Here is a 21,083-nt window from a genome sequence, read left to right as displayed (position 1 = left end):
TCGCAGCCTTCGGCAGCTCCTACAGATACGTGTGTTGGCTGCGGATTGACGCCCTAGCTCGCTGGCGAAACAAACACGATCCCGGTTCGTAGCGCCGCATTACGAATGTGCTCGTGCATGGCCTTTTGCGCGGGGCCTGAGGAGTGGCGGACGAGGGCGCGGAGGATCTTGCGGTGCTCCTGCCAGGTTTCCATGGCTCTTGAGGGGCGGATGAAAGGCATCTTCTGGCTCTCAAGGAAGATATCGGCTCCCGCCGTGATAATGCCGAGCATGGCCTGGTTGCCGCTGGCGATCAGTATGTGTCGATGAAACTCGAAATCCAGTCGCGAGGCGGCTTCGAAATCCCCGGCGCGCAGTTCCAGTCGCATGGCTTCGACGTTGTCTTCCAGGACGTCACGCTCATCGGCGGTTAGGGTCACCGCGGCCAGCCCTGCAGCAAAGCCTTCCAGCGCATAACGCAACTGAAACGTATCGGCCGGTGAAACGTGTTTATCGAAAGGCCAGGAAAAACCACCTGTGCGCTTTTCTGGTTCAGAAATAGCCTGAACAAAGACGCCTTTGCCTGGCTGCACGCTGATCACGCCAAGTGCGCTGAGCGACGACAACGCTTCGCGCAAGGATGCACGACTGACGCCCAGCAACGCGGCGAGATCACGCTGCGAGGGCAGGCTGTCACCCGGCATATAGCCTTGCTCGACGATCAATTTGCGGATCGCTCTCAGGGCTGATTCGGGTACGGCAAGTGGGCTATGGGGCATCACTGTTCAGGCCAGTCAGTCCGCGAAAAGTCCCTTTTATAACCATCCGTGCATTCCGGCAAGCGACGCCCAAGCCTAGGGCGGTCGGGCTTATCGGCGCTCCAAAGCGGGGCGTGACAAGGTCTTACTGGTCAGACCAGTCAGGCCGAAAAAAGCCGCGACGCCTTGGTTTATGGCTCCGAATCAACGGATGGCATGGGCTGTGCACTGAGGATCGGACAAACACCTTTCGTCCTTCACGGAGTCTTCCTATGACCAAGCGTTACAGCGCTCTGCTTACTGCCCTGTTTGCCAGCCTCATGCTCAGCCAGGCACCAGCCCACGCCGATGGTCTGGACGACGTCGTGAAACGCGGCACGTTGAAAGTTGCGGTTCCACAGGACTTCCCGCCGTTTGGCTCGGTGGGCCCGGACATGAAACCGCGTGGTCTGGACATCGACACCGCGAAGCTGATCGCTGACCAGCTCAAGGTCAAGCTGGAACTGACACCGGTCAACAGCACCAACCGTATTCCGTACCTGACCACTGGCAAAGTGGATCTGGTGATCTCCAGTCTTGGCAAGAACCCTGACCGCGAAAAAGTCATCGACTTCTCCAAGGCCTACGCGCCTTTCTACCTGGCCGTATTCGGTCCACCTGAAGCGTCGATCAAAGGCCTGGACGATCTGAAAGGAAAAACCATCAGCGTGACCCGTGGCGCTATCGAAGACATCGAGCTGACTGCTGTTGCACCGAAAGAAGCGACCATTAAGCGCTTCGAAGACAACAACTCCACGATTGCGGCCTATCTGGCTGGTCAGACTGACCTCATCGCCAGCGGCAACGTGGTGATGGTTGCGATCAGCGAGAAGAACCCGAAGCGCATCCCTGAGCTGAAAGTGAAACTCAAGGATTCGCCGGTCTACGTCGGCGTGAACAAAGGTGAGGCGACGTTGCTGGCGAAGGTCAACGAAATCATTGATGCCGCCAAAAAAGACGGCGCACTGGAGAAGAACTCCCAGACCTGGCTCAAGCAGCCTCTGCCCGCTGACCTCTGATAGCTGCTCACTGATTTCGGAGGCTGCCAATGGCTTACAACTTTGACTTTGTACCGGTCATGCAGAACGCCGATCTGCTACTGCGCGGGGCGCTGTTCACCCTGGAGTTGACTGCCATTGGCACTGTGCTCGGGGTGGGTCTGGGTATCATCGGCGCCATCGTGCGGGCCTGGAAGATTCAGCCGTTCTCTGCGATTTTCGGGGTCTACGTTGAGCTGATACGCAACACGCCATTCCTGGTGCAATTGTTCTTTATCTTCTTCGGGCTGCCGTCTCTGGGCCTGCAGATTTCCGAATGGCAGGCCGCGATTCTGGCCATGGTGATCAATCTGGGTGCTTACTCGACGGAGATTATCCGCGCAGGCATCCAGGCGATTCCCAAAGGTCAGCTTGAAGCCGCCGCCGCGTTGGCGATGACTCGCTTCGAGGCGTTCCGCTACGTCGTATTGATTCCAGCGCTGGGGAAGGTCTGGCCGGCACTGAGCAGCCAGATCATTATCGTGATGCTCGGTTCGGCAGTCTGTTCGCAGATTGCCACCGAGGAGTTGAGCTTCTTCGCCAACTTCATTCAGTCACGTAATTTCCGCGCCTTCGAGACGTACATCGTCACGACGCTGATTTACCTCTTTATGGCGCTGATGGTTCGCCAGCTTCTGGCCTGGATCGGTCGTCGCTACATTTCGAGGAAAGGCTGATGGATTTCACCCTTTGGGATGTTGTGCGCAACCTGCTCACCGGTTTGCAGTGGACGCTGGCCCTTTCGCTGGTGGCATTCATTGGTGGCGGTGCGATTGGGCTACTGGTCATGTGCATGCGCATTGCCAAACTTAATGCGCCAAGAGTTATTGCCAAGGTCTACATCGAGCTGTTCCAAGGCACACCGCTGCTGATGCAGCTATTCCTGGTTTTTTTCGGTGTGGCTTTAATGGGGTTGGATATTTCGCCTTGGGCCGCTGCTGCGCTGGCTTTGACACTGTTTACCAGCGCTTACCTGGCTGAGATCTGGCGCGGTTGCGTCGAGTCGATTGCCAATGGCCAGTGGGAGGCGTCTGCCAGTCTCGCGATGACCCCGCTGGAGCAACTGCGTTACGTGATTCTCCCTCAGGCGCTGCGTATTGCCGTCGCGCCTACGGTCGGGTTCTCGGTGCAAGTCGTCAAAGGCACTGCGGTGACTTCAATCATTGGTTTTACCGAATTGACCAAAACCGGCGGCATGCTCGCCAACGCTACGTTCCAGCCCTTCATGGTGTATGGCTTCGTCGCTCTGGGCTACTTCATGCTCTGCTATCCCCTGTCCCTCAGTGCCCGTTACCTGGAAAGGAGACTGCATGCCTCTGCTTAGAATTTCCGCGCTGCATAAATATTACGGCGACCACCACGTCCTCAAAGGCATCGATCTGACGGTTGAAGAAGGTCAGGTCGTGGCGATCATCGGCCGTAGCGGCTCGGGTAAAAGTACGCTGCTGCGTACGTTGAACGGGTTGGAGTCGATCAACGACGGCGTTATCGAAGTCGATGGCGAGTACCTGGACGCAGCCCGCGCAGACCTGCGCTCGTTGCGGCAGAAAGTCGGCATGGTCTTCCAGCAGTTCAACCTGTTCCCGCATTTGAGTGTTGGCGAGAATGTGATGCTGGCGCCTCAGGTAGTGAAGAAGGTTTCGAAAGCTGAAGCCAGAAAGATTGCCAAAGAGATGCTGGAACGTGTCGGGCTGGGTGAGAAGTTCGACGCTTTCCCTGATCGTCTGTCAGGTGGTCAGCAGCAGCGCGTGGCGATTGCTCGTGCGCTGGCGATGTCGCCGAAGGTCTTGCTCTGCGATGAAATCACCTCGGCGCTGGACCCTGAATTGGTCAACGAAGTGCTGAGCGTGGTGCGCCAACTGGCGAAGGACGGCATGACGCTGATCATGGTGACCCACGAAATGCGTTTCGCCCGGGAAGTGGGCGACAAACTGGTGTTCATGCACCAGGGCAAAGTGCATGAAGTGGGCGATCCGAAGATTTTGTTCGCTAACCCGAGAACGCCAGAACTGGCGAATTTTATCGGGTCGGTGGAGCAGGGTGCTTAAGACGACTGCACCACACAGTCTGTGTGGGAGCGAATTTATTCGCGAAGAAGACGGTTGGGCAGGCGATAGATATGTATTGGATGTATGGGCCTCTTCGCGAATGAATTCGCTCCCACAGAGACCGCGCTTCCCCTTAGGACCGGCTAAAGCCAGTCCTAAGGGGCGATTGCTTAAAGACGCAACAACGTCTTCCACGCACGGCTCTGGAACACGACGATGGTCTGCTGCACACGAGCATCCAGCACTTCATCGCTGATCGGCTGTTCAGCGAGGTGCACCAGCTTGTTCAGCTCACCATACAGACGATCCAGCTCCGGCAGATCCAGTGCGCCACGGGCGTGGTGCAGCCAGGCCTGAATGCGTTCGATACGCGGCAGTTGTTCGGCCAGATCTTCCGGTTGCTGCTGATAGCGACCCAACTGCAATGCCGTGGCTTCATCGGCCAGAAAACGCGGCAACCAACTGTCCAGTTGTGCAGCGCCCTGGCGATTGCCACGGTTATTGCGTTCAACCGTCCAGCTACGTGCCAGCAACCAACGCGACGTGGTCAGCGAGAACAGGCCCCAGCGCGGGTCTTGCAGCTCTTCAAGGAACTGCTCGTGGGCCGCGCCACGTACATCCTCATCTTCCTGGCCTGCTTGAACCAGCGGACGCCAGTCTTCCAGCAAGGCATCCAGCGAGGAACGCAGTTCGCTGCTGGTGCTGCGCGGTGCTGCCTGACCGAGGCTGCCCGTCAGCGCGCGCAACTCCGTGAGCAAGGCAACCCAGTCCTGAAGCAAGCGCCAGTGGCCGTTGAAACGGTATTGTTCGGCCAGACGCTGGCTGCTGCCCAACAGGTGCAAGGCCAGTGCGGCGTAAGCGTCATCCAGCGGCATTTCAGCGTGGAACTGCGGAGCAGGCAGCGTCAGCGAGTAGCTGTTGGCGTCCAGCAGACGATAGCCGCGCTCGGCTTTGCTGATGTCGCACGGCATCAGTGGCAGGGTCACGGCCAGCTCAGCGGCAAGCTCCAGCAGTGCAGACGGATCGCCTTCGCGCAATTCCAGCTCCAGCTCGCAGATTTCTTCCTTCTGCTTGCCTGCCACTACGTGACCAAGATCGAGTGCTGCTTCGATCACCACCTTGGTTTTACCGCGGCCCCAGGCGATTTCTGCACGCTCACGGACGAAATCGGTAGTGAATAGCGGCTTGATGGTTTTCTTGTCCAGATCGGCCAACTGCTCAGGCCAGCATTCACCGTCGAGCTTTTTCAGATCCAGCTTGGCCTTGGGCAGGTCCCAGTTGAATTCGTTACGCTCGGAAAAACCGGCAACGCTTTGGCCGCGAGTCTTCATGGTCTGAATGATCTGATCGCCATCACGACGTACACGCAGCGCAACCTTGGCGTTGGCCAGGTCGCGCTCTGGTGTATCGAAATACTGATTGGACAGCTCCACGCTCTCCCAGCCGCTCTTGTTACGCTTCTTCAGCAACGGGTGATCGCGCAGTGCAGCGAGGGTTTCGCGGCTGACGCGGAGTTTGATTTCTGTTTCTTTCTGCATGGCCGGGAATCCAGACGCTTGTACTGATAAACGGGGTGCAGCCGGTTGTTGCGTGGCTACTTAGGGTGAGCAGTGTACAGGACATGGCCTTTAAGCTGCCCGCTAAGCTCTCTTGTCGCGTCCATATTGCTTCGGCGGGCGCATTTAAGTAGAGTTGGGTCTTCGAAGCGACTGACCGGATGAGATTGAGCGCTTCCCAGCGGCGAAAGCCGTACTCGCGCAAGGCGGGTCGAGAGTGGTGTCCGGATCTGCTTTACCGCATACGAAAAAGGCGCCCTTAACTGGCGCCTTTTTTCGTTTTACCGCCGTGTTGAAGTCGGCTGGTGCAGATATGTCTTGCCGCACAGCAGGACAAAGGCGATTGGCCCTTTTAGCTTTGGTCCCTCGTTTCGCTTATCACCGTGGTAAGCGCTTTCTACTATCAGGTTCAAATCCTGCCACTGACGTCGTTCACGTCTAGCTCGGCGGATTTCAAAAAATACGTAGTAAGGGCCGGATGGGGAGTCGACCGTAATCGAATAGCACCAATTGCGCTCTGCTGCAGTTTCCCAAACCTTGGCTTTTGGATGCCCAAGACTTTCAATCAATGGACGTAAATGGCGGGATAATTCGTATCTGATGGGGCAAAAGGATCTCGGTCGCTGTGTCTGCGAATCGATGATGGGTTCACCGTTGGCGTGCAACGCGGGATCATAAGCCTTGCTGAAGCAGTGAGTAGAAAACGTTACGTGAACCCGCAGGTCGCGCTTCGCCAGTTTGCTATCGACCACAAAAGTAAAGGGCTCAAGGTGCGAGAGTTCGTAGCGTTCAGCGCCTGTCGGCGTAGATGAAAAATAAGACATTACGCTCGCCAACCTTCAGAGCGCAGATTTTATCCCATGGGGGTGAAACGGCTCTGAGTGAAAACGCGACGTGTCGTTGTTGAATTGCCCTTCATCATTGTGAGGATTCGTCTTTTACCCCTTTCAAACCGCCCTTAACGGTTTATTCCCACCGCCCGATAGCCCTATGATGGTCGGCACGCTCTCCCGTTAAAGGAATCGCACATGCCCTTGCCGTCCATGAAAGATCAATTCGCCGCGTTGATTGCCGCACCTTCGGTGAGCTGCACCCAGCCGTCACTGGATCAGTCCAACCGTGCGGTGATTGATTTGCTGGCCGGCTGGCTGGGCGATCTGGGTTTTGCGTGCGACATCCAGCAGGTTTCGCCGGGCAAGTTCAACTTGCTGGCCAGTTTTGGCAGTGGTCCTGGCGGGCTGGTGTTGGCCGGGCACAGCGATACGGTGCCATTCGATGAGGCCCTGTGGAAAACTGATCCGCTGAAGCTGACCGAAGTTGATAATCGCTGGGTTGGGCTGGGCAGTTGTGACATGAAGGGCTTCTTCGCGCTGATCATCGAAGCCGTGCAGCCATTGCTGGATAAACCGTTCAAGCAGCCGCTGTTGATCCTCGCTACCTGTGATGAAGAAAGCTCCATGGCAGGCGCTCGTGCGTTGGCTGAAGCGGGGCGGCCGCTGGGTCGTGCGGCCGTGATCGGCGAGCCAACGGGCCTCAAGCCGATCCGTCTGCATAAAGGCGTGATGATGGAGCGCATTGATATTCTCGGGCGCAGTGGCCATTCTTCTGACCCAAGCCTGGGGCACAGCGCGCTGGAAGCAATGCATGATGCGATCAGCGAGCTCAAAGGTCTGCGCAAGCAATGGCAGCTTGAGTATCGCAATCCGCAGTTCAGCGTGCCGACGCCCACCCTGAATTTCGGCTGCATCCACGGCGGGGACAACCCGAACCGGATTTGCGGTCAGTGTTCACTGGAGTTCGACCTGCGCCCGCTGCCAGGCATGGACCCCAGCGTGCTGCGCGCCGCGATCCGCCAGAAGCTGGAGCCACTGGCCGAATTGCATCAGGTCAAAATCGACTACGCGCCTTTGTTTCCCGAGGCACCGCCATTCGAGCAGGCCGCCGATACAGAACTGGTGCGGGTTGCCGAACGTCTCACCGGGCATCGCGCCGAAGCAGTAGCATTCGGTACCGAAGCTGCTTATTTTCAGCGTTTGGGATGCGAAACGCTGGTGTTGGGCCCTGGGGATATTGCCTGTGCGCATCAACCGGGCGAGTATCTTGAAATGTCACGTTTGCAGCCTACAGTGCATCTGTTAAGCCAGTTGATTGAACATTATTGCCTGAACCCGCAATGAGTCGGGTCATGCCAGAGCGAGAATTAAGGAGAGTGCGCGTGCAGCCATGCTTGTTCCGACGATAACCACCACACGGTTGTGAGTGTTTCTGTCTTTCGTCCTTTTATCAGCAGGCTCTTCAGGTTATGCACGAATACGTCAATTGGCTTCGCCACGCTTCTCCTTATATCAATGCCCACCGTGAACGCACCTTCGTCGTGATGTTGCCCGGTGACGGCGTTGAACACCCCAACTTCGGCAACATCGTCCACGACCTGGTGCTGCTGCACAGTCTCGGCGTGCGTCTGGTGCTGGTTCACGGCTCACGTCCGCAAATCGAAAGCCGCCTGGCCGCTCGCGGTCTGACGCCGCAATATCATCGCAACCTGCGCGTGACGGATGCCGCAACTCTGGACTGTGTCATCGATGCGGTTGGCCACTTGCGCCTCGACATCGAAGCGCGTCTGTCCATGGACATGGCCGCCTCGCCGATGCAGGGCTCGCGCTTGCGCGTGACCAGCGGCAATCTGGTCACCGCACGGCCCATTGGCGTCTGGGAAGGCGTGGATTACCAGCACACCGGCGAAGTGCGTCGGATCGACCGCAAAGGTATCAACCGCCTGCTGGACGAGCGCCATATCGTGCTGCTGTCGCCAATCGGTTATTCGCCAACCGGCGAGATTTTTAACATCGCCTGCGAAGACGTTGCTACCCGCGCCGCTATCGATCTGGGCGCCGACAAGTTGTTGCTGTTCGGTGAAGAGCGCGGCTTGATGGACGAGCAGGGTCGGCTGGTACGTGAGCTGCGTCCGCAGCAAGTACCGGCGCATATCCTGCGTCTTGGCAGCAACTATAACTATCAGGCTGAATTGCTGGATGCTGCTGCCGAAGCCTGTCGCGGTGGCGTAGGTCGTAGCCATATCGTCAGCTATGTCGAGGATGGAGCGCTGCTCACCGAGCTGTTCACCCGCGACGGTGGCGGTACGTTGGTTGCGCAGGAGCAATTCGAACTGGTCCGCGAAGCGGCGATTGAAGACGTCGGCGGTTTGATGGATCTGATTACGCCCCTGGAAGAGCAGGGCATTCTGGTGCGTCGTTCCCGTGAAGTGCTGGAGCGCGAGATTGAGCAGTTCAGCGTGGTCGAGCGCGAAGGCTTGATCATCGCCTGTGCGGCGTTGTATCCGATTGCTGACTCCCAAGCAGGTGAGCTGGCCTGCTTGGCGGTTAACCCTGAATACCGCCATGGCGGCCGCGGTGATGAGTTGCTGGAGCGCATCGAAACCCGAGCTCGTGAACAGGGCTTGAAGACACTGTTCGTACTCACCACGCGCACGGCGCACTGGTTCCGCGAGCGCGGTTTCGAGCCAAGCAGCGTAGATCGCCTGCCTGCTGCCCGTGCGTCACTCTATAACTTCCAGCGTAATTCGAAGATTTTCGAGAAGGCGTTGTAAGTCTAATTGAGTGCAGATCAACCCTGTGGGAGCGAATTCATTCGCGAAGGGGTCAGTAAGGCGGGTACAAATCTCTCGCCTGAAAGACCGCCTTCGCGGATGAATCCGCTCCCACCGGGATTGGATTTCAACTCACATCAATCAGTTACTAATCCGCAAAATACTCGCCTGATAAGCGCCGACGAAGGTGTCGAAATCTACCGGCTCTTTGGTTTGCTCCAGCTCTGCCTGTTCGGCAATCGAGGTGCTGGCGAGCGCTTCGAAGTGCGCCTGCTCTTCAGCGCTCAGCGGCTTGCTGCGGAAGTATTCAGCGTGCGCACGGCTCTGACGCAGCGAGAACGCCGTAAAGCCTTCATTGTGCTGCTTCATGCTCGCCAGCACTTTCGCCGATGGGGTCAGTGACGCGTCATCTACCTTGGCTTGTTGCGCCGCGATGGATTTGACGTGCTCGTCAGTGCCTTGGGCCTGATCCAGCAATTGCGCGATGGGCGTGATCTTCTCCAATAGCTCGGAAGCCCACGCCTTCAGGTCGATGGTGCCGTCGTTGCGATTGAGTTCCAGACCTGGGCGGCGTCCTTCCTTGACCACGGTCAGGAAATTCGATGCCGCGTTACGGCATTCGTTATTGGCCAGTTGCGGGCTTTCCTGCAGGGCGCAGTACAGCACGAAGGCGTCGACGAAACGGGCTTGCTGCAGATCAATGCCGGTTGGCAGGAACGGGTTGATGTCCAGGCAGCGAACTTCCACATATTGCACGCCGCGAGCCACCAGCGCCTGAATCGGGCGCTCACCCGAATAAGTCACGCGTTTAGGCCGAATGTTGGAGTAGTACTCGTTTTCGATCTGCAACACGTTGGTATTGAGCTGGACCCATTCGCCTTCAGCGTTATGCGTGCCCACTTCGACATAAGGTGCGTAAGGCGTAGCGACCGCTTTACGCAGGCTGTCGGTGTAGCTGATCAGGTCGTTGTAGCAAGGCGTCAGGTCGGCCTGAGCGTTGCTTTGATAGCCAAGGTCGCTCATGCGCAGGCTGGTCGCGTAAGGCAGATACAGCGTGTCGGCGTCGAACTGTTCAAGCTTGTGGGCGCGGCCACGCAGAAAACCTGCATCCAGCGCCGGAGAGGCCCCAAACAGGTACATCAGCAGCCAGCTGTAGCGACGGAAGTTACGGATCAGGCCGATGTAAGCATGGGATTGATAGTCGCGGGCATCGCCCTCGAAATCCTCGGTTTGCTTGAGCAGAGGCCAGACGCTTTCCGGCAGCGAGAAGTTGTAGTGGATGCCGGCAATGCATTGCATGGTCTTGCCGTAACGCAGCGCCAGGCCTTTGCGATAGACGTACTTGAGCTTGCCGATATTCGAGGTGCCGTAATAGGCAATCGGAATGTCTTTTTCATCCGGCAGCGGACACGGCATCGACGGGCTCCAGAGGAGCTCGTTACCCAGCTTGTTGTAAGCAAAGCGGTGGATCTGATCCAGGCTGGCCAGGGTTTCAACCGGGTTGGCCAGTGCCGGAGTAATGAACTCCAACAGCGATTCGGAATAGTCCGTGGTGATCTGACCGTGAGTCAGCGCTGCGCCAAGGGCTTGCGGGTGCGGTGTCTGCGCCAGCTGTGCATCGCCGGTTACGCGCAGGCATTCGCGCTCAATACCGTGCAGGCACTGCTCCAGCAGGGAGAGGTTAGTGCGCTCGCTAAGCAAAGCCAGGCGGCGGTTGAGAAGTTCGCTCAAGTTGGATTCCTTCACGCGTCAGTCGCCCCAATATGGGGGTGGATGTGACGGTGTACAAGGGTGAGGATTAACTGGCGATGTCGCCTGGTTTGGTTCTGCGACGCCATTACCGATAGCTCATTCTGGCCACAGCGCGCATGGAAAATTCCGACACTTATTCAATAGCGCCGAAATTACCTTAATTTGGCCTGTCTGTACTAGACGACAGCGAACGTGCCTTGTGCTTTGGCGACAAGTTTCTCGCCTTGCAGCACTTCAGCTTCAACCACCAGCGTGCGACGGCCCGCGTGCAGCACCTTGGCGATGCACAGCACTTCGCCCTCCGATACCCCACGCATATAGTTGATTTTGCATTCGATGGTCACGCTGCGCTGATCGAACCCGTGGGAGCTGGAACAGGCCAGCCCCATGGCGATGTCGACGAGGCTGAAAATCGCCCCGCCGTGCATCACATTGCCTCGATTACGCAGATGATCGTCCAGCGGCAAGGCCACTTCGGCGACGCCCACGTCCAGGTGGCGCAGCTGACAGCCTATCGCCCGGAAGTAAGGGCTTTCGGTGTAGCCCGCCGGAATGTCCATCAGCGCTTCTTCAGCTGTTTGGCGTTGGCGAACAAAGAAGCCATGGCGTTGTTGGCCGGTGCCGCTGTCGCAGTTTCCTTGCGCGGTGCGCTGCTTTGCTGCTGGCGCGGGGCCGAGCCAGGGCGCGAACCACGAGCACCGTCGACTTTCTCTCCAGGTGTGTCGCTCATGCGCATCGACAGGCCCACGCGTTTGCGCGGGATGTCGACTTCCATGACCTTGACCTTGACGACATCGCCGGCCTTGACCGCTTCACGCGGGTCTTTGATGAATTTCTCGGACAGCGCCGAGATATGCACCAGACCGTCCTGATGCACGCCGATGTCGACGAAAGCACCGAAGTTGGTGACGTTGGTCACAACACCTTCGAGGATCATGCCTGGCTGCAGGTCTTTCAGATCCTCCACGCCGTCCTGGAATTCGGCGGTCTTGAACTCGGGACGCGGGTCGCGGCCAGGCTTCTCAAGCTCTTGCAGAATGTCGGTGACAGTTGGCAAACCGAAGGTTTCGTCGGTGTACTTTTTCGGGTCCAGACGCTTGAGGAAGCTGGCGTCGCCGATCAGCGAACGGATGTCCCGGTCTGTTTCGGACGCGATGCGCTTCACCAGCGGATAGGCTTCCGGGTGAACGGCCGATGAGTCCAGCGGGTTATCGCCATTCATGACGCGAAGGAAGCCAGCAGCCTGTTCGAAGGTTTTCTCGCCCAGACGCGGGACTTTTTTCAGCGCCGCGCGGGATTTGAATGCGCCGTTTTCATCGCGGTGCGCCACGATGTTCTGCGCCAGTGTCGTGTTGAGGCCGGAAATCCGTGCCAACAGGGCTACCGAAGCGGTGTTCACGTCCACGCCGACGGCGTTTACGCAGTCCTCGACGACAGCGTCCAGGCCACGCGCGAGCTTGAGCTGTGACACGTCGTGCTGGTACTGACCGACACCGATGGATTTCGGATCAATTTTCACCAGTTCGGCCAGCGGATCTTGCAGGCGGCGGGCGATAGACACCGCGCCACGGATCGATACGTCCAGATCCGGGAACTCCTTCGCAGCCAGCTCGGACGCGGAATAAACCGATGCGCCTGCTTCGGAGACCATGACCTTGGTCATTTTCAGGCCTGGATACTTTTTGATCAGTTCGGCGGCCAGCTTGTCGGTTTCGCGGCTGGCGGTGCCGTTGCCGATGGCGATCAGGTCTACCGCGTGCTTGGCGCAGAGTGCAGCCAGCACAGCAATGGTCTGATCCCACTGGTTTTTCGGAACGTGCGGGTAAACCGTGGCGTGATCCAGCAGCTTGCCGGTGGAGTCGACCACTGCGACCTTGCAACCGGTGCGCAGGCCCGGGTCCAGCCCCAGTGTGGCGCGTGGGCCTGCTGGTGCGGCGAGCAGCAGGTCGTGCAGGTTATGGGCGAAAACATTGATCGCTTCGGTTTCCGCGCCATCGCGCAGCTCACCCAGCAAGTCGGTTTCCAGATGACTGTAGAGCTTGACCTTCCAGGTCCAGCGCACCACTTCGGCCAACCACTTGTCAGCCGGACGGTTCTGGTTTTGCAGGCCAAAACGCTCGCCGATCATCAGCTCGCACGGGTGCATGGTGCCGGGCAGTTCTTCGCCCACTTTCAGGGCTGAACTGAGGAAGCCTTCGTTGCGGCCACGGAAAATAGCCAGTGCGCGGTGCGACGGCATGCTTTTCAGCGGTTCGTCGTGTTCGAAGTAATCGCGGAACTTGGCGCCTTCTTCTTCCTTGCCGGGCACTACACGAGCACTGATCACGGCTTCCTGCTTGAGGAAGCTGCGCAGTTTGTCCAGCAGGCTGGCGTCTTCGGCGAAGCGCTCCATGAGGATGTACTTTGCGCCTTCCAGCGCGGCTTTCACGTCGGCAACGCCTTTTTCTGCGTCCACAAAGCGTGCGGCTTCGGCTTCCGGGCTCAACGTCGGGTCGTTGAACAGGCCGTCGGCCAATTCGCCAAGGCCTGCTTCCAGTGCGATCTGGCCTTTGGTGCGGCGCTTTTGCTTATAAGGCAGATACAAGTCTTCGAGGCGGGTCTTGGTATCGGCAAGTTTGATATCGCGGGCCAGCTCCGGGGTCAGCTTGCCTTGCTCTTCGATGCTGGCAAGGATGCTGATGCGGCGCTCGTCGAGTTCGCGCAGGTAGCGCAGGCGCTCTTCAAGATGACGCAGTTGCGTGTCATCGAGGCTGCCGGTCACTTCTTTGCGGTAACGGGAAATGAAAGGCACGGTAGAGCCTTCATCCAGTAGGGCGACGGCCGCTGCGACCTGTTGTGGGCGTACGCCAAGTTCTTCGGCGATGCGGCTGTTGATGCTGTCCATGAGACCACCTGGAGTTGTGAGCAAAATACCTGATTACAAAGTGGCCGCGAGCTGCGCTGGCCGACTTTCGCAAGAATACTGTCGAGCTGCCATGTTCAGGCGCTGCCTGACTTTGAGGGCGGCGCATTATACCCAGCGGAGTCCGTTTAGGGGATGAGCCGACAAAAGCACTGTTTTTGTTCGGGGGAAGCAAGGCGTGAGTGGCAGCCCCGGTAAAATCTGCTAACAATGCACACGGTGCGTATCACAGCAGCTACGCCATAATGCGGGCCGAGATCAAAGGAGCATCTGAATGAGCAGCACTGCACAAACTGCCGAAGGCGAAAAAATCCTTATTGTTGATGACGATCCGGGTTTGAGCAGCCTGTTAGAGCGTTTTTTCACCAGCAAGGGTTATCGTGCCCGTGCTGTGGCCAACGTTGAGCAAATGGATCGCTTGCTGGCCCGCGAAGTTTTCAATCTTGTCGTGCTTGACCTGATGCTGCCGGGCGAAGACGGGCTGTCAGCCTGCCGTCGTCTGCGAGCCGCAAACAATCAGGTGCCGATCATTATGCTAACCGCCAAGGGCGATGAGCTGAGCCGCATCAAAGGCCTCGAACTGGGCGCTGACGATTACCTGGCCAAGCCCTTCAACCCTGACGAACTGATGGCGCGTGTCAAAGCTGTATTGCGTCGTCAGGCTGCCCCTGTACCGGGCGCACCGGGCAGCGAAGACGAGTCTGTCACCTTTGGTGATTACGAGTTGTCCCTGGCGACTCGCGAACTCAAGCGTGGCGATGAGGTACACATGCTCACCACTGGCGAGTTTGCGGTGCTCAAGGCGCTGGTGATGCATGCTCGCGAACCGCTTACCCGCGACAAGCTGATGAATCTGGCCCGTGGCCGTGAATGGGATGCGCTGGAGCGCTCGATCGACGTACAGATTTCCCGTCTGCGTCGTCTGATCGAGCCAGATCCTTCCAAACCGCGCTACATTCAAACGGTCTGGGGTGTTGGTTATGTATTCGTTCCGGACGGTGCGGGTACACGATAATCGAGCGCTTTTAGGAGCACAGCCCGCTGTGGTGATTGCCAGTCACGTCGATAGCCCCGAACAGGGCTATCGACGTTTTGGTTTTCGTTGATCCGGCGTCGGGTTGTCGTTCGCGTTTCGCAAACCTGCGAGCCTGGCTCGCTCCTGCAAAGTGTATAGCTGCAACTATGAAAACCCCGCTCTGGTTCCCGCAAAGCTTCTTCTCCCGCACCCTTTGGCTGGTGCTCATCGTCGTGCTGTTTTCAAAGGCGCTGACCCTGGTTTATCTGTTGATGAACGAGGACGTGCTGGTCGACCGGCAATACAGCCACGGTGTCGCGCTGACCCTGCGTGCCTATTGGGCGGCCAATGAGAATGACCGGGAAGCGATTGCCGATGCGGCAGGCCTGATCCGCGTAGTGGGCGGCGGCGTGCCGGAAGGTGAGCAGCATTGGCCTTACAGCGAAATCTATCAGCGGCAGATGCAAGCAGAGCTGGGCGCCGACACCGAAGTGCGTCTGCGTGTGCATGCGCCGCCTGCGTTGTGGGTCCGGGCACCAAGCCTGGGCGATGGCTGGTTGAAAGTACCGCTGTATCCGCACCCATTGCGTGGCCAGAAAATCTGGAGTGTGCTGGGTTGGTTCCTTGCGATTGGTTTGTTATCCACAGCCTCGGCGTGGATCTTCGTCCGGCAACTCAACCAGCCTCTTAAACGCTTGGTGTTTGCCGCGAGGCAGTTAGGGCAGGGGCGCAGCGTGCGGCTGCCGGTCAGCGACACGCCTAGTGAAATGACCGAGGTTTACCGCGCCTTCAACCAGATGGCCGAGGACGTCGAACAGGCCGGGCAGGAGCGGGAACTGATGCTGGCGGGCGTGTCCCATGACCTACGAACACCGTTGACCCGCTTGCGTCTGTCGCTGGAGTTGATGAAGGACGAAAACGAACTGACTGAAGGCATGGTCCGCGACATTGAGGATATGGATGCCATCCTTGATCAGTTCATGGCGTTCATTCGCGACGGGCGTGATGAAGAGATTGAAGAGGTCGACCTCAGCGAGCTGGTGCGTGACGTCGTGGCGCCCTTCAACAATCCCGAGAACCCTGAAGAGCAGATTCGTCTGTGCCTTGAGCCGATTCCGCCGTTCCCATTGCGACGCGTTTCAATGAAGCGATTGCTCACCAACCTGATTGGTAATGCCATGCACCACGCAGGCAATGGCATTGAGGTTGCGGCTTATGTGTCCGGCGACACCAGTGCGCCTTATGTGGTGCTGAGCGTTCTGGACCGTGGGACCGGGATTGACCCGTCGGAGCTTGAGGTGATTTTCAACCCGTTCATTCGCGGTGATCGTGCCCGAAGTGGCAAGGGGACCGGATTGGGATTAGCCATCGTCAAACGCATCGCGGCAATGCACGGCGGCAACGTCGAATTGCGCAATCGTTCGGGCGGTGGGCTGGAAGCGCGAGTGCGCTTGCCGTTGGGGCTGATGTTGCCGAGAGGGGCGGTTTAAGCGCAGCTTCAAGCTTCAAGCTGTAAGTTAAAAGCCTAAAGCTGCAGCAGGCCTGCGAGGCTTGCTTGCAGCTTGCAGCTTGCAGCTTGCAGCTTGCCGCTTGCCGCTGCAGTCAACCCTTCCCTTTGGTCCGCGTCATATGCGGGCCGCTGTTCTTCTCCAGATACTCGATGATCATCCCGGCCACGTCCTTGCTAGTGGTCACTTCAATACCCTCCAGCCCCGGCGAAGAATTGACCTCCATCACCAGCGGCCCATGATTGGAGCGCAGGATGTCGACACCGGCAACGCTCAAACCCATTACTTTGGCGGCGCGGATGGCGGTCATGCGTTCTTCTGGTGTGATCTTGATCAGGCTGGCGCTGCCACCACGGTGCAGGTTGGAGCGGAATTCGCCGGGTTTGGCCTGGCGCTTCATCGAAGCAATGACCTTGTCACCGACCACGAAGCAGCGGATATCCGCGCCACCCGCCTCCTTGATGTACTCCTGAACCATGATGTCTTGCTTGAGACCCATGAACGCCTCAATTACCGACTCGGCGGCCGTTGCCGTTTCGCACAGCACCACGCCAATACCCTGGGTGCCTTCCAGCACCTTGATAACCAGCGGGGCGCCGTTGACCATCTGGATCAGGTCAGGAATATCGTCCGGAGAGTGAGCAAAGCCTGTCACCGGCAAACCGATCCCGCGACGCGAGAGCAGTTGCAGAGAACGCAGTTTGTCCCGCGAACGGGCGATGGCTACCGATTCGTTGAGCGGGAAAACGCCCATCATTTCAAACTGACGCAACACAGCGCAGCCATAAAAAGTCACTGAAGCACCGATCCGCGGGATCACCGCATCGAAGCCTTCCAGCGGTTTGCCGCGATAGTGAATCTGCGGCTTGTGGCTGGCGATATTCATGTAGGCACGCAGGGTGTCGATCACCACCATCTCATGGCCACGTTCAATACCAGCTTCGACCAGACGACGGGTTGAATACAGACGCGGGTTACGCGAAAGCACAGCGATCTTCATGCAGCACCTGTGGCAGAGGTAGTCGAGACCGGAAAAACCGGTTTGTCCTGAACGTAAGTAATGCCTGGATTGACGACCAGTTGGCCATCGATCAAGGCGTTGGAGCCGAGTAGCAAGCGATAGCGCATTGCTTTGCGGCAGGCCAGCGTGAATTCCACAGGCCAGACGCGATCACCCAACGCCAGGGTGGTGCGAATGACATAGCGGACTTGTGCATGACCGTTGGAGCTTTTTATGGTTTTCATGGCGACCAGCAGCGCTTCGCAACGGCGATGCCGCAACTGGACCACCGTGCCCAGATGGGCGTTGAAGCGAACCCACTTCTGGCCGTCGCGTTCAAAAGGCTCGATCTCGGTGGCGTGCAGGCTTGACGTACTCGCCCCGGTATCGATTTTCGCCCGCAGGCCTGCCACCCCAAGATCGGGCAGCGCCACCCACTCGCGCAGGCCGATGACTGTCAGATGATCAAATGTTTTCAATGAATTTCCGTACTTCTTATGCTTTCTGCCAGACCCCTGAATCGATCTGGGCCAATGCTTTGAACGCAGGTCTGGCGAACCAGTAACCTTGCATCAGGTAAATCCCGCAGTCTGCGAGAAAATCCCGCTCTTCGGCACATTCGATGCCTTCGGCAATGACTGTAACCCCTAACTCCGCACACATTGTGACAACCCCGCGAACGATAGCCTGACGCGCGCGGTCGCGGTGAATATCTCTGATTAATTGCATGTCGAGTTTTATCAAGTCCGGCTGAAAGTCGGCGAGCAGGGTCAGCCCCGAGTATCCGGCGCCGAAATCGTCGATGGCCGTCATGAAACCGAACTGGCGGTATTCACGCAGAATGTTGGTCAAATGGCGATTGTTATCGACGTGCTCACTTTCGATCGTCTCGAAGATCAGCCGATCCAGTGGGAAATTGTGCTGGCGTGCTGCTTCAAGCGTGCTGCGGATACACAACTCGGGTCGATAAACCGCATTGGGCAGGAAGTTGATCGAAAGCCGTTCTTCCATTCCCAACGCTGCTGCGCCTGCAATGGCGTGGGTGCGGCACAGCTGATCAAAGCGATAGCGGTTTTTGTCCGTAACCTGACTCAATATCGAAAATGCGCCTTCGCCGTTGATGCCTCTCACGAGTGCTTCGTGAGCAAAGACTGACTGGCTGCGCAAATCCACAATCGGCTGGTAGGCGAATGCAAATGAAAAATCCAGATCGGGGCTGTTCCGGCAGCCGTCGCATCCGACAGGGCTTGAAGTCAATGACGTTGGAAATTCAGTCATATCGCATTCCATTGATAAAAGTTGCTGGGGGACGACAAGGCAGGTTAATCGTCGCAATCGCTCCCTGCACAGTGCTCCTGACGTAGTAAAGTCAGACTACTACCTGATTGAGGAATTCATATGGCTCAAAAGTCAGACGAAGAAGATAACGTCCGTCTGGACAAGTGGCTCTGGGCTGCGCGCTTTTACAAAACGCGTGCTTTGGCAAAGGCGGCAATTGAAAGCGGTAAGGTGCACTGCAGGGGCGAGCGTTGCAAGCCCGGCAAGGAACCGCATATCGGTGATCAGTTTCAGATCCGTACTGGTTTTGATGAGCGCACGGTAGTGGTTGAGGCGTTGTCCGTCGTGCGCCGCGGTGCCCCCGAGGCGCAAACCCTGTACAGCGAAACGCCAGACAGTATCACCAAGCGCGAAAATCAAGCCGCGCTACGCAAAGCCGGCAATCTTGGAGTTACCACAGACGGCAAACCGACCAAGAAGCAGCGTCGACAGTTGTTCGATTTTCGTGGAGCGGTGCGCGATTGAGGTGAAGCCAGGCCAAACCCTGTGGGAGCGAATTCATTCGCGAAGGGGCCAACATATGCTGCGCCTGACATGCCGCCTTCCCGAATAAATTCAGTCCCACTGGATCAGGTGTTGTTTCAATACCCGCGCACCACACTCATACGGCTCACCACCGGCAACTTCTCAAACAGCGTGAAAATCGGCGCTGTGACCTTCAGCCAGAGATTGCTCATCACCGCCGCAAACGGCGTGTAATAACCCCAGCCCAACGCGAGCAGAGCGATCAGTACACCGCCAATATAGTCGTCCTGTCCCCAGTGAGCCCCGGCCACCAGGCGAGGCATCATGAACAGCAGCGCCAGCGCCCAGATCACAACACGCTGAACCAGTGTGCGGCTGAACACCGTCATGAACATCGCCCAGATCAACAGCACCGATGCATGATCGCCCGGGAAGCTTTGGCTGGAACGGTCTTTGAGTTCCCAGGCCTTCTCCAGATGAGGGTACATTTCGCTCAAGCGAATGGCGCCCTCCAGCACCATTGAAGGGCTGTCGTGTTGCAGGCTCGAATGATCCAGCCATTTGGAAAAGAGTGTGCGAATGACCAACAGCAAGAGCAGGATCGAAACGAATCCAAACAGCGCTGCACGCACCTGAACGGTTTTGAAGACCCAGTCACCTTTGATCAGCAGGCACAGCAGGATCAAGCCGACCACGGCATCGAAAGGACGCATACTGGCAACTGTCCATATGGACCGCCACACTACGTTCTGCTCAAGAGGCTGATTGAGTAAGTGAAACAGCCCTTCATCAAACTGGTTGAACAGGGCATGGCCGGTTGGCCATATCCAGATCCCCAGTAGCCCTAGGGCGATCAAATTGCACAGCACGAATCGGCTGATGTTCCACTTCGCTTGGAAGAGTGTGGGATAGCCCATAAAATGGCCCTTATTCTCATGGCAAGGCGCGTTACAGACGCACGAAACGGCGCTTTATAGACGCTTGTCATCAATTTGTCATCAATTCAGATACCTTCCCCCATGACTGATATCGAGTACTCCCAGCGCTTCATTTTTGACGAAAGCGATGTTCGCGGTGAACTGGTCGCGCTTGAGCGCAGCTATGCCGAGGTCCTGGCCAAACATCCCTATCCGGAGCCCGTCGCGCAACTGCTTGGCGAGCTTCTGGCCGCTGCGGCGTTGTTGGTGGGCACCTTGAAATTCGAAGGTTTGCTGATTCTTCAGGCACGCTCCAGCGGTGCGGTTCCCCTGCTGATGGTTGAGTGCTCCAGCGAGCGCGAGCTGCGCGGCATTGCTCGGTATGACGAGGCACTGGTGACACCCGGCGCCGGTCTGCAGGACCTGATGCCGGACGGCTCTCTGGCCATGACCATTGACCCGAAAAAGGGCAAGCGCTACCAGGGCATCGTCGCTCTGGATGGCGTTGACCTTTCTGAGAGTCTGTCGAGCTACTTCGTGATGTCCGAGCAACTGGGCACGCGTTTCTGGCTCAAGGCTGACGGGCACCGCGCACGAGGCTTGCTGCTGCAACAATTGCCAGTGGCGCATCAGACCGATCCGGAAGAGCGCGACGCCACCTGGGAGCATGTCACCACGCTCGCCAGCACCCTGACAGCCGAGGAATTACTGAGCCTGGACAATGAAACGGTACTGCACAGGCTGTTCCACCAGGATCCGGTAAGGATGTTTGAAGTGCAGCCGCTCTGCTTCCGTTGCAGTTGCTCCCGGGAACGTTCGGCCAATGCGCTGGTCAGTCTTGGACTGGAAGATGCGCAGCAACTGGTTATCGAGCATGGTGGCAGTGTCGAAATCGACTGCCAGTTCTGCAATCAGCGCTATCTTTTCGATGCCACTGATATCGCTCAGCTCTTCGCTGGGGGTGGGGTCGACTCGCCATCTGATACGCGCCACTAATCAAGCACGGATTACGCCTTACTACATGCTGTGGGCAGCGGTGAGGCGGTTCTGACGGGAGGCCTACCATTCTTGGGCTTTTCTGGCATAATCCGGCCCACTTTTCCGCTGTAGTAGTGGTTGTTTTTTTACTACAAAACCGTTTGGAGCACTCGGCCACTGGCCG

The 21,083-nt window shown here is 57.7% G+C and carries 20 protein-coding genes; 10 read left to right on the top strand and 10 right to left on the bottom strand.

Annotated features, from left to right (window positions below; all coding sequences use genetic code 11):
- Window positions 1-53 precede the first annotated feature (53 nt).
- On the bottom strand, window positions 54-758 hold the full coding sequence (locus tag KDX30_RS07255; protein WP_027902692.1) for a FadR/GntR family transcriptional regulator: 705 nt from the start codon (window positions 756-758) through the stop codon (window positions 54-56).
- Between the two features lie 251 nt (window positions 759-1,009).
- Between KDX30_RS07255 and KDX30_RS07250 the strand changes: the two genes are divergently transcribed.
- Genes KDX30_RS07250 through KDX30_RS07235 form a run of 4 tightly spaced genes read left to right on the top strand, consistent with a single transcriptional unit; the run spans window position 1,010 to window position 3,861 of the window.
- The gene (locus KDX30_RS07250) at window positions 1,010-1,795 is read left to right on the top strand and encodes a transporter substrate-binding domain-containing protein (RefSeq protein ID WP_099268378.1); all 786 of its coding nucleotides are present in this window, start codon (window positions 1,010-1,012) and stop codon (window positions 1,793-1,795) included.
- Between the two features lie 29 nt (window positions 1,796-1,824).
- On the top strand, window positions 1,825-2,490 hold the full coding sequence (locus KDX30_RS07245) for an amino acid ABC transporter permease (RefSeq protein ID WP_095102035.1): 666 nt from the start codon (window positions 1,825-1,827) through the stop codon (window positions 2,488-2,490).
- Window positions 2,487-3,137, top strand: coding sequence for an amino acid ABC transporter permease (locus KDX30_RS07240; protein WP_176560593.1), 651 nt, complete (start codon window positions 2,487-2,489; stop codon window positions 3,135-3,137). The genes KDX30_RS07245 and KDX30_RS07240 overlap by 4 nt, the downstream gene beginning before the upstream one ends.
- On the top strand, window positions 3,124-3,861 hold the full coding sequence (locus tag KDX30_RS07235; protein WP_027902696.1) for an amino acid ABC transporter ATP-binding protein: 738 nt from the start codon (window positions 3,124-3,126) through the stop codon (window positions 3,859-3,861). The genes KDX30_RS07240 and KDX30_RS07235 overlap by 14 nt, the downstream gene beginning before the upstream one ends.
- Window positions 3,862-4,031: 170 nt before the next feature.
- Here the strand turns inward: KDX30_RS07235 and KDX30_RS07230 are convergent, their stop codons facing one another.
- Together KDX30_RS07230 and KDX30_RS07225 are read right to left on the bottom strand one after the other, a co-directional pair.
- The gene (locus tag KDX30_RS07230) at window positions 4,032-5,399 is read right to left on the bottom strand and encodes a CYTH domain-containing protein (protein WP_122706531.1); all 1,368 of its coding nucleotides are present in this window, start codon (window positions 5,397-5,399) and stop codon (window positions 4,032-4,034) included.
- 299 nt (window positions 5,400-5,698) lie between these two features.
- A complete protein-coding gene (locus tag KDX30_RS07225; protein ID WP_231675383.1) occupies window positions 5,699-6,241 on the bottom strand; it encodes a hypothetical protein in 543 nt (180 codons plus the stop codon).
- Between the two features lie 204 nt (window positions 6,242-6,445).
- Here KDX30_RS07225 and argE point away from each other — a divergent pair, with 204 nt between their 5' ends.
- Both argE and argA read left to right on the top strand, forming a co-directional pair.
- Complete coding sequence (gene argE / locus KDX30_RS07220; protein ID WP_231675382.1) at window positions 6,446-7,594, top strand: acetylornithine deacetylase; 1,149 nt, start codon at window positions 6,446-6,448, stop codon at window positions 7,592-7,594.
- A gap of 125 nt (window positions 7,595-7,719) precedes the next feature.
- Window positions 7,720-9,024, top strand: a complete 1,305-nt coding sequence (argA, locus tag KDX30_RS07215) for an amino-acid N-acetyltransferase (protein ID WP_231675381.1) — start codon at window positions 7,720-7,722, stop codon at window positions 9,022-9,024.
- 141 nt (window positions 9,025-9,165) lie between these two features.
- Here argA and gshA read toward each other — a convergent pair whose 3' ends face one another.
- From gshA to KDX30_RS07200, 3 genes are all read right to left on the bottom strand, one after another.
- Window positions 9,166-10,755 (bottom strand): glutamate--cysteine ligase, encoded by a 1,590-nt coding sequence (gshA, locus tag KDX30_RS07210; protein WP_231675380.1) that lies wholly within the window; start codon window positions 10,753-10,755, stop codon window positions 9,166-9,168.
- A gap of 197 nt (window positions 10,756-10,952) precedes the next feature.
- Entirely contained in the window at window positions 10,953-11,336 is a 384-nt protein-coding gene (locus KDX30_RS07205) for a PaaI family thioesterase (protein ID WP_231675379.1), read from the bottom strand.
- Window positions 11,336-13,660, bottom strand: a complete 2,325-nt coding sequence (locus tag KDX30_RS07200) for a Tex family protein (RefSeq protein ID WP_231675378.1) — start codon at window positions 13,658-13,660, stop codon at window positions 11,336-11,338. The genes KDX30_RS07205 and KDX30_RS07200 overlap by 1 nt, the downstream gene beginning before the upstream one ends.
- A 292-nt stretch (window positions 13,661-13,952) precedes the next feature.
- Here KDX30_RS07200 and ompR point away from each other — a divergent pair, with 292 nt between their 5' ends.
- Both ompR and KDX30_RS07190 read left to right on the top strand, forming a co-directional pair.
- Window positions 13,953-14,693, top strand: a complete 741-nt coding sequence (gene ompR, locus KDX30_RS07195; RefSeq protein WP_027902703.1) for an osmolarity response regulator transcription factor OmpR — start codon at window positions 13,953-13,955, stop codon at window positions 14,691-14,693.
- Window positions 14,694-14,860: 167 nt separating this feature from the next.
- On the top strand, window positions 14,861-16,183 hold the full coding sequence (locus KDX30_RS07190; RefSeq protein ID WP_099268386.1) for an ATP-binding protein: 1,323 nt from the start codon (window positions 14,861-14,863) through the stop codon (window positions 16,181-16,183).
- A 112-nt stretch (window positions 16,184-16,295) separates the two neighbouring features.
- Here KDX30_RS07190 and rimK read toward each other — a convergent pair whose 3' ends face one another.
- From rimK to rimA, 3 genes are read right to left on the bottom strand one after another with little or no spacing between them, the layout of a single operon-like run.
- Window positions 16,296-17,201 (bottom strand): 30S ribosomal protein S6--L-glutamate ligase, encoded by a 906-nt coding sequence (gene rimK, locus KDX30_RS07185; protein WP_020293260.1) that lies wholly within the window; start codon window positions 17,199-17,201, stop codon window positions 16,296-16,298.
- A complete protein-coding gene (gene rimB, locus KDX30_RS07180; RefSeq protein ID WP_027899917.1) occupies window positions 17,198-17,680 on the bottom strand; it encodes a retropepsin-like aspartic endopeptidase RimB in 483 nt (160 codons plus the stop codon). The genes rimK and rimB overlap by 4 nt, the downstream gene beginning before the upstream one ends.
- Before the next feature lie 16 nt (window positions 17,681-17,696).
- Window positions 17,697-18,479, bottom strand: a complete 783-nt coding sequence (rimA, locus tag KDX30_RS07175; protein WP_231675377.1) for a S6 modification regulatory phosphodiesterase RimA — start codon at window positions 18,477-18,479, stop codon at window positions 17,697-17,699.
- A 120-nt stretch (window positions 18,480-18,599) separates the two neighbouring features.
- Here rimA and KDX30_RS07170 point away from each other — a divergent pair, with 120 nt between their 5' ends.
- Window positions 18,600-19,004 (top strand): RNA-binding S4 domain-containing protein, encoded by a 405-nt coding sequence (locus KDX30_RS07170; RefSeq protein ID WP_231675376.1) that lies wholly within the window; start codon window positions 18,600-18,602, stop codon window positions 19,002-19,004.
- Between the two features lie 116 nt (window positions 19,005-19,120).
- Here the strand turns inward: KDX30_RS07170 and KDX30_RS07165 are convergent, their stop codons facing one another.
- Complete coding sequence (locus tag KDX30_RS07165) at window positions 19,121-19,921, bottom strand: phosphatase PAP2 family protein (protein WP_231675375.1); 801 nt, start codon at window positions 19,919-19,921, stop codon at window positions 19,121-19,123.
- Window positions 19,922-20,023: 102 nt separating this feature from the next.
- Between KDX30_RS07165 and hslO the strand changes: the two genes are divergently transcribed.
- Window positions 20,024-20,917 carry an Hsp33 family molecular chaperone HslO gene (gene hslO / locus KDX30_RS07160; RefSeq protein WP_027899921.1) on the top strand — a complete coding sequence of 298 codons (894 nt, stop codon included), beginning with the start codon at window positions 20,024-20,026 and terminating at the stop codon, window positions 20,915-20,917.
- The last annotated feature ends 166 nt before the right edge of the window (window positions 20,918-21,083 follow it).

The organism is Pseudomonas quasicaspiana, from assembly GCF_021147825.1.
GTDB lineage: Bacteria > Pseudomonadota > Gammaproteobacteria > Pseudomonadales > Pseudomonadaceae > Aquipseudomonas > Aquipseudomonas quasicaspiana.
The sequence above is the reverse complement of the archived record's forward strand: the minus strand, read 5'-3'. Positions and strand labels throughout refer to the sequence as shown.

Excerpts from the sequence above, each read along its gene's own strand:
- KDX30_RS07230 (WP_122706531.1), bottom strand. The coding sequence starts at position 5,399 with ATGCAGAAAGAAACAGAAATCAAACTCCGCGTCAGCCGCGAAACCCTC.
- KDX30_RS07250 (WP_099268378.1), top strand. The coding sequence starts at position 1,010 with ATGACCAAGCGTTACAGCGCTCTGCTTACTGCCCTGTTTGCCAGCCTC.
- argA (WP_231675381.1), top strand. The coding sequence starts at position 7,720 with ATGCACGAATACGTCAATTGGCTTCGCCACGCTTCTCCTTATATCAAT.
- rimA (WP_231675377.1), bottom strand. The coding sequence starts at position 18,479 with ATGACTGAATTTCCAACGTCATTGACTTCAAGCCCTGTCGGATGCGAC.
- KDX30_RS07190 (WP_099268386.1), top strand. The coding sequence starts at position 14,861 with ATGAAAACCCCGCTCTGGTTCCCGCAAAGCTTCTTCTCCCGCACCCTT.
- hslO (WP_027899921.1), top strand. The coding sequence starts at position 20,024 with ATGACTGATATCGAGTACTCCCAGCGCTTCATTTTTGACGAAAGCGAT.
- KDX30_RS07225 (WP_231675383.1), bottom strand. The coding sequence starts at position 6,241 with ATGTCTTATTTTTCATCTACGCCGACAGGCGCTGAACGCTACGAACTC.
- KDX30_RS07255 (WP_027902692.1), bottom strand. The coding sequence starts at position 758 with ATGCCCCATAGCCCACTTGCCGTACCCGAATCAGCCCTGAGAGCGATC.
- KDX30_RS07205 (WP_231675379.1), bottom strand. The coding sequence starts at position 11,336 with ATGGACATTCCGGCGGGCTACACCGAAAGCCCTTACTTCCGGGCGATA.
- ompR (WP_027902703.1), top strand. The coding sequence starts at position 13,953 with ATGAGCAGCACTGCACAAACTGCCGAAGGCGAAAAAATCCTTATTGTT.
- KDX30_RS07245 (WP_095102035.1), top strand. The coding sequence starts at position 1,825 with ATGGCTTACAACTTTGACTTTGTACCGGTCATGCAGAACGCCGATCTG.
- rimK (WP_020293260.1), bottom strand. The coding sequence starts at position 17,201 with ATGAAGATCGCTGTGCTTTCGCGTAACCCGCGTCTGTATTCAACCCGT.
- argE (WP_231675382.1), top strand. The coding sequence starts at position 6,446 with ATGCCCTTGCCGTCCATGAAAGATCAATTCGCCGCGTTGATTGCCGCA.
- KDX30_RS07170 (WP_231675376.1), top strand. The coding sequence starts at position 18,600 with ATGGCTCAAAAGTCAGACGAAGAAGATAACGTCCGTCTGGACAAGTGG.
- KDX30_RS07200 (WP_231675378.1), bottom strand. The coding sequence starts at position 13,660 with ATGGACAGCATCAACAGCCGCATCGCCGAAGAACTTGGCGTACGCCCA.
- KDX30_RS07165 (WP_231675375.1), bottom strand. The coding sequence starts at position 19,921 with ATGGGCTATCCCACACTCTTCCAAGCGAAGTGGAACATCAGCCGATTC.
- KDX30_RS07235 (WP_027902696.1), top strand. The coding sequence starts at position 3,124 with ATGCCTCTGCTTAGAATTTCCGCGCTGCATAAATATTACGGCGACCAC.